The sequence below is a fragment of the Vibrio sp. FF145 genome, from assembly GCF_041439075.1.
GTDB classification, from domain to species: Bacteria; Pseudomonadota; Gammaproteobacteria; order Enterobacterales; family Vibrionaceae; genus Vibrio; species Vibrio tasmaniensis_A.
The window spans coordinates 1-7,089 of record NZ_JBGONH010000094.1; the positions used below are offsets into that span (position 1 = coordinate 1).

5 protein-coding genes are annotated in these 7,089 nt (G+C 43.6%); 2 read left to right on the plus strand and 3 right to left on the minus strand.

Annotated features, from left to right (window positions below; genetic code table 11):
* Positions 1-341: 341 nt before the first annotated feature.
* The 3 genes from clpB to rluD form a co-directional block, all read right to left on the minus strand.
* Positions 342-2,915 carry an ATP-dependent chaperone ClpB gene (gene clpB, locus ACED42_RS21215; RefSeq protein ID WP_371704040.1) on the minus strand — a complete coding sequence of 858 codons (2,574 nt, stop codon included), beginning with the start codon at positions 2,913-2,915 and terminating at the stop codon, positions 342-344.
* 142 nt (positions 2,916-3,057) lie between these two features.
* Positions 3,058-3,792: a peptidoglycan editing factor PgeF gene (gene pgeF / locus ACED42_RS21220; RefSeq protein WP_371704044.1), complete on the minus strand. Its 735-nt coding sequence runs from the start codon at positions 3,790-3,792 to the stop codon at positions 3,058-3,060.
* Between the two features lie 8 nt (positions 3,793-3,800).
* Complete coding sequence (gene rluD / locus ACED42_RS21225; protein WP_009848467.1) at positions 3,801-4,775, minus strand: 23S rRNA pseudouridine(1911/1915/1917) synthase RluD; 975 nt, start codon at positions 4,773-4,775, stop codon at positions 3,801-3,803.
* Between the two features lie 137 nt (positions 4,776-4,912).
* Here rluD and ACED42_RS21230 point away from each other — a divergent pair, with 137 nt between their 5' ends.
* Both ACED42_RS21230 and ACED42_RS21235 read left to right on the plus strand, forming a co-directional pair.
* Entirely contained in the window at positions 4,913-5,641 is a 729-nt protein-coding gene (locus ACED42_RS21230; RefSeq protein ID WP_009848466.1) for an outer membrane protein assembly factor BamD, read from the plus strand.
* Between the two features lie 157 nt (positions 5,642-5,798).
* On the plus strand, positions 5,799-7,089 hold a 1,291-nt coding region (locus tag ACED42_RS21235), incomplete at its 3' end, for a transporter substrate-binding domain-containing protein (RefSeq protein ID WP_371704042.1).

A 7,089-nucleotide genomic window follows, 5' to 3' on the forward strand; every position in this document is an offset into this window, starting at 1 on the left:
TAAATTGTTAAAGAGCTTCACTTGTTGAGCGTTCCTTTTAAGTAAGGAGCCTCTCGAAGTGGACGGCCATTCTAGCGAATTAGGTTCCAGTGTCAAACACTTTTTCCAGCTAATTTTTCAAAGCATCTTAAATGCTTAATGTCGTCTCGTTACTTAGTTCAAACCGCTTGGTTATCCCTAGCAACGGAGGCGCATTATAGAGAGAATCCCCCTTTGCACAAGACCAAAAACGGAAAAAAACCGCCACAGGCGATCGTTCGGACACTATTCACACAAAGCGTTCAAAATAGGTACGATTAAGCCTTAATTTCGGCTAATCGTACCTATTATTCATAGTTTGATTATTGGTGAGCAATAATTCGGTCGTTATTCACCAATAGCTGTACTTTCTTCTCTGGATTTATTTTTCCAGCCAGTATCGCTTTCGCTAACGGGTTCTCAACAGTTTGTTGAATTGCTCTTTTAAGAGGCCTTGCACCATATACAGGGTCAAAACCAACTTGAGAGATTAGCTTGAGCGCTTTTTCTGAAACTTCGAGTTCATAACCATTGTCTTCCATTCGCATTTTCAAATGATCAAGCTGAATAGCGGCAATTGACTCGATGTGCTCTTGGCCTAATGGATGGAACACGACACTTTCATCAACTCGATTCAAAAACTCAGGTCGGAAATGTTTACCCACAACTTCCATAACCTCATTTTTAATGCCTTGGTAATCCAATGTATTGAAGTTCTCTTGAATACGAGTTGAACCTAGGTTCGATGTCATGATTACCACGGTATTTCTAAAATCGACGGTGCGACCTTGTCCGTCAGTTAATCGTCCATCATCCAAAACCTGCAATAGAATATTGAAAACATCTGGGTGAGCTTTCTCTACCTCATCAAGCAGAATGACAGAATAAGGTTTTCGACGAACAGCTTCGGTTAAGTACCCACCTTCTTCATAACCCACATAACCAGGGGGCGCACCAACTAAACGAGCAACAGAGTGTTTTTCCATAAACTCAGACATATCGATACGAACCATCGCATCTTCACTATCGAACATAAAGTTAGCTAATGTTTTACACAGTTCCGTTTTACCGACACCTGTTGGCCCTAAGAACAAGAACGAACCAATCGGCTTATTCGGATCAGACAAACCAGCACGGCTACGACGAATCGCATTCGATACCACTTCGACCGCTTCCGCTTGACCGATAACCCGCTTATGCAGAACACCTTCCATTTTCAGAAGCTTCTCCTTTTCTGCTTCTAGCATTTTAGAAACAGGAATACCGGTTTGCTTTGAAAGGACATCGGCGATCTCAGCGTCGGTCACCTTATTACGTAATAAGGTCATTTCTTGCATTTCAGCTTGAGTCGCGAGATCTAACTGCTTCTCCAATTCTGGGATTCGACCATATTGCAATTCAGACATACGGTTAAGGTCACCAGCGCGTCGTGCAAAATCCATATCCATTCGAGCTTGTTCTAGCTCTGATTTAATATGTTGCGTACCAGACAGCGCCGCTTTTTCAGCGTTCCAAACTTCTTCAAGCTCTGCGAAATCGCGTTCTTTCTCAGAAAGTTCGCTTTGTAACGTACGAAGCCTCTTTTCACTGGCCTCATCATTTTCATTCGTCAGAGCTTGCTGTTCGATCTTCAATTGAATGATTTTGCGCTCTAACTTATCCAATGACTCGGGCTTTGAATCTATCTGCATTCGAATACTCGAAGCCGCTTCATCAATGAGATCAATCGCCTTATCTGGTAACTGACGATCTGAAACATATCGGTGAGATAGCGTTGCCGCCGCTACGATAGCAGGATCGGTAATTTCTACATGATGGTGGAGTTCATAGCGCTCTTTCAAACCACGAAGAATCGCTACCGTGTCTTCAACGGTGGGTTCATCCACGATCACTTTTTGGAATCGACGCTCCAAAGCCGGGTCTTTCTCTATATATTGTCGGTATTCATCGAGCGTTGTTGCGCCGACACAATGCAGTTCACCACGAGCTAATGCTGGTTTCAGCATGTTACCCGCATCCATAGAGCCTTCGCCTTTACCTGCGCCGACCATAGTATGAATTTCATCGATAAAGAGAATGACATTGCCTTCTTCTTTCGATAATTCATTAAGCACTGATTTTAGACGCTCTTCGAATTCACCACGATATTTAGCACCCGCAACTAATGAGCCCATGTCTAATGAAAGCACTCGTCGGCCTCTTAAGCCTTCAGGCACTTCATTATTGATAATACGCTGAGCCAAACCTTCGACAATCGCAGTTTTACCTACACCGGGTTGACCGATAATGACAGGGTTGTTCTTAGTACGACGTTGAAGGACTTGAATCGTGCGACGAATTTCATCATCACGACCAATCACAGGATCTAGCTTGCCTTGCTCTGCTCGCTCGGTCAGATCAATGGTGAACTTCTCTAAAGCTTGGCGTCTATCTTCCGCATTCGGGTCATCAACCTTTTGACCACCACGAACTTGCTCGATAGCTTGAGATAGTTTTCGCTCAGTAAGGCCTAACTCTTTAAGTAAGTTACCTAGAGGTCCTTTGTCTTCTATTGCAGCGAGTAGGAATACTTCTGAAGATATGTAACTGTCTTGACGCTTTTGCGCGACCTTGTCACATAGGTTGAATAGCGTTCCCATTGCGTTAGAGAGCTGAACATCACCACCGATACCGCTTACTTTTGGGACTCGGTCTAATATTTCGCTTAATTTAGAACGCAATTGAACAACATCAATATTCAACATGGTGAGCAATGGACGAATCGCACTGCCATCTTGATTAAGCAAAGACACCATTAGGTGTACAGGTTCTATATATTGGTGATCACGACCTAATGCGAGCGACTGAGCATCAGATATCGCAATTTGGAATTTACTAGTGAATCGATCGAGACGCATGCCAACCTTCCTACTCTTAGATATGTTTATCTTATGGTTAGAAGATGGATACGGTAACGCAGATTTTCAAGGGATAAGGATGAAGAATAGAGCTGATATGAAAATATAAATGAACTGGATGAGTGGTTATGCTAGTCAGAGATTACTCTAACCAAATAAATGTCGCCTGACGCCCAGTAATACCATCACGACGATAAGAATAGAAAGCATCTGAATCTGCGTATGTACATAGATTCGAGTCTGTCACCGAAGTCACGCCAACTTTCATTAATCGTTGAGTCGCAAGTTGAGACATGTTTGCTAACCACTTGCCAGGTTCAGATTTAGCTTTAAATGCTAATTTCGCTTGAGGGTCAAAACGAACAAAAGCGTCCAACACATCGTTGCCAACCTCAAATGCACCTTTACCAATTGCAGGACCAAGCCAAGCAATTATCTGGTTCTCGGAATCTAGGTTTGAAAACTTTGCGACGGCATTTTCAAGAATGCCACCAGCAAGACCACGCCAACCCGCATGAACGGCAGCAACTTGAGTGCCTTTGGTATCGGTAAGGATGACCGGTAAGCAATCGGCTGTCATCGCAGAACACACAACACCCTTTGCAGTGGTAAATGCACCATCCGCATCAAGCACATTCGCCACAGGTTCTAAAACTGTAACGACATCCGTTGAGTGAGTTTGATTTAGCCATACCGGAGCCGTGGGCATATTAGATTGTTGCTTTAGCCATGTTCGATTGCTTTCAACAAGTAAAGCATCATCCCCAACGTGCATACCAAGGTTTAACCCTTGATAGGCACCTGTAGAACAACCATCAAAACGAGTCGAAGCAAATGCTTTCACGTTTTTTGGTGCATTCCAGTCAGGGATGATCATTGACACGATTAAATGTCGTCTTCTATGTTTTCGCGAGCATCAACACGCAACGCTTCAGCCATCACAACCATGTCATTTGGCACAGGTGCGTGGAACTCTACTTCTTCACCAGTAATCGGGTGAACAAACTTCAGCATAACCGCGTGTAGCGCTTGGCGATCAAAAGAACGAATCATTGTCGTTAGCTCTTCAGATGCACCTTTTGGAATACGTGCACGACCACCGTACGCAATATCACCTAACAACGGGTGCTGAAGGTATGACATGTGAACACGGATTTGGTGAGTACGACCCGTTTCTAGGCGCAGACGAATACGAGTATGTTCGCGGAAGTGCTCAGCAACACGGTAGTGAGTTACCGCAGGCTTACCCAGTTCATTAACGTCCATTAACGTACGCTTAGTTGCATGACGGCTAATGCCTTTCTCAACCACACCACCCGCTGTCATTTTACCAATAGCAATTGCTTCATATTCACGAGTAATACGACGTTTAGCAAGAGCTCGTACAAGGCGAGTTTGAGCTGGAACCGTTTTAGCCACAACCATAAGGCCAGTTGTGTCTTTATCAAGACGGTGCACAATACCCGCACGAGGTACTTCAGCAATCTGAGGGTAATGGAAAAGCAATGCGTTTAGTATGGTTCCATCCGGCGTACCTGCACCTGGGTGTACAACCAGATCGCGAGGTTTATTGATAACCAATAAATCATCATCTTCATAGACAATGTCTAACGGAATATCTTGTGCTTCCCAGCGCTCTTCATCCGCAAGCTCTGCTTGTAAGATGATCGCTTCACCGCCCAAAACTATGGTGCGCGGTTTAGTGATAACTTCGCCATCCACTTGGATTTTGCCGTCAAGAAGCCACTCTTTAATACGAGAGCGAGAAAAATCGGTAAATAGTTCAGCGACAGCTTGGTCTAAACGTTGACCTAACTGGCTGCTTTTTACTGTGTCTGTTAATGTTATCTGCTGAGCCATATCGAACTTTTTTAAAAACCGTGAGACTAATACCCATTAGTATGGATAAAATAGAATAATTGCATCATTGTATCTGTTACTGGTTAGAAAGTAACGGAAGCTTACGAAATATTTAATTCAAGGAATCGACGCCTGACATGAAACACCTTACTTTAACGGGTCTATTAGCCGTATCACTCTTAGTTGGTTGTTCAAGTAGTGAAGAAATAGTACCGGATGTACCGCCATCGGTTCTTTACTCTGACGCCCAAGAATCACTGCAGAGTGGTAGCTGGCTTTCTGCAATCGAAAAGCTAGAAGCCTTAGACTCACGTTACCCATTCGGCGCCTATTCTGAACAAGTACAACTGGATCTGATTTACGCTTACTACAAAAATGATGACTTGGCGCTTGGCCTTGCGACTATTTCGCGATTCCTACGCTTAAACCCTACTCATGAAAAACAGGATTGGGTTCTTTACATGCGCGGTTTAACGCATATGGCACAAGACCGAAACTTCATGCATGATATTTTTAATATCGATCGTAGCGACCGAGACCCAGAACCTGTGAAACTTGCATTTGCTGATTTCAAACGACTGTTAGAACGTTTCCCAGCAAGCCCATACGCTGAAGATGCACAAAAACGCATGTTCGCACTGAAAAACCGCCTCGCGGAGTATGACTTAGCAACCGCTGATTTCTACCTGCGTCGTGAAGCTTGGATTGCAGCTATAAACAGAACACAAGAGTTGCAGAAGACTTACCCTGACACCATTGCTGCACGTAAGTCTTTAGACATTCAATTAGAAGCTTATGAACAACTAGGCTTAGAAGACGCAGTGTTACGAACAGAAAAGTTAATCGAGCTCAATCCACTGCCTTAGTCAGCGAATCACACTCGTCGTTAACTAAAACAATCACTTCAAAATCGCGCTAATTTGTTAGCGCGATTTTTTTTGAACTTCGTCTGGTAAACTTGATGAATGGCAACATAAGCAGTATCTTCAATAGATAACTTTTAACAAAACATCAACATGGAGTGTGGATGTGAGCAGGATGTTATTATTTATCTGGATCGGGTTATTTAGCCAACTTTCCAACGCATTAGAACTGTCCCCATTGAGCAATCAACCTTACATGGGAGACTTAGATGTACTCAAAACAAAAGGAACAGTGAGAGTATTGGTTTCGGCTGATCTGGGCTTTTACTACATAGAAGATGGCAAGCCAAAAGGTATTGTGGCAGAAATGCTCTACCACTTTGAGAAAAGTCTTCGTAAGAAGCACCCCTATCTCAACGTTCAAATCATCCCCGTGCAACGAGATGATCTACTCCCCTCGTTAGAATCTGGTTACGGTGATGTCGCTGTCGCCAACCTAACGATCACCGACAAGCGGTTAAGTGTCATCGATTTTTCCGATCCAATGATCAAAGATGGGAAAGAACTGATTATCACCGGAAAAAATTCTGCCCCTATCACCGAAATCAAGCAATTGAGTGGTCAAGAGGTCTGGATCCGAGCTAGCTCAAGTTACTTCGAGAGTGTTCAAAGAGTCAACAAAGAGCTTAACGCACTAGGTTTACCACCACTGCATGTCCACTTTATCGAAGAATCATTGCAAGACTACGAGCTGATAGAACTGGTTAATCAGGGTTATATACAAGGTACAGTTCTAGATAGCCACAAAGCTAAGCTCTGGCTCGATGTTATGGAAAACATTCAGGTACACACTGAGTTGCCGCTGCGTGAAAATGGTCAAATTGCTTGGGCACTGAGAAAAGACAGCCCTCAGCTAAAGAAAGAGATCAACAAATACGTAAAGACCGCACGAACAGGAACTCTACTTGGGAACGTTATCTATAATAAATACATCGACAACACTCGTTGGTTAGGACGAGCACTCAACCCAAATAAAGTAGACCGAGTGGCAAAACTGGCAGATGTCTTTGAAAAATATTCGAATGAATACGAATTCGACCCTTTGATGATGTCAGCTCAAGGTTTCCAAGAGTCTGGACTTGATCAAAGCAGGGTTTCTCACCGAGGCGCCATCGGTGTAATGCAGGTGTTGCCAAGTACCGCCAAAGACAAAAACGTCAATATAAAAAACATACATAAGGTGGATAACAACATCCATGCTGGTGTGAAATATATGCGCTTTATCAAAGACCGATATTTTGACGATCCAGCGATATCGCCTGACAATCAAATCTACTTCACTTTAGCTTCTTACAATGCCGGCCCCGCTAAGATAAGAAAGATGCGGAACATTGCTAAAAAAAAGGTTCATCGCGGCTTTCCGGGGAAAGCCGCTTTTATCTTCAAGAAGA